Genomic DNA, 712 nt, shown 5'->3' on the forward strand with positions numbered 1-712 from the left:
ATTTTGCATTTTTCTGATAATGTCGAGTTGTCTTTAAAATATTCAGACTCTATTTATATTTCAGAGTATTTTCTCGATTCTAAAACCCTTGATTCGCTTATTAAACCATTTAATAACAGGTATCAGGAGGCTTTAGCCATAGAAAACTACTTATTAATGACAAACGGAGAATTTGTAAGAAAAGATGAAAATGGAGTATCTCTTAAAATGCAAAATGGAAATTGGAAACCTATAACACTTGACGAAAACAAAGATGAAGCAGGTAATACCTTTGAGTATTATTTTAAAGACTTTGGGTTTTATTCCGTTCGCACTCAATGGGGAGAAGGGAACGGTTACAAACTGATCAATGATTCAAGTGGTAAAATAACAGATTTGATTGGACGTCCTTATTTCTCTCCAAACGGGACTTTCATTTTGGCAGTAAATTTTGATATTGAGGCAGGTTATAGTTGGAATGGGTTTGAACTTTTTCGGAACGATAATGGACAATTAAAAAAGTTAGGAATTTATGAACCGGATAAATGGGGTCCTTATGCAGTAAAGTGGATTGACAATAACAGACTGATATTAAAAAACCAGACCTTTGATTTCATATTAAAAAACCAAACCTTAAAATTCAGAAATAGTGATATGCCTTATATGGACTTTTACGGAGAATTAGAAATTAAATACGGTGGCTAACAATGGCGAGCTGCCATGCTTTGCCAAC

At 33.3% G+C, this 712-nt stretch carries 1 protein-coding gene; it reads left to right on the forward strand.

All coding sequences use genetic code 11. The features are described from left to right. The coding region (locus E1171_RS00445) for a hypothetical protein (RefSeq protein WP_222931290.1) at positions 1-684 on the forward strand (684 nt) is incomplete at its 5' end. Between the last annotated feature and the right edge of the window lie 28 nt (positions 685-712).

Origin of the sequence: Xanthovirga aplysinae, assembly GCF_009711365.1 — a bacterium.
GTDB classification, from domain to species: Bacteria; Bacteroidota; Bacteroidia; order Cytophagales; family Cyclobacteriaceae; genus Xanthovirga; species Xanthovirga aplysinae.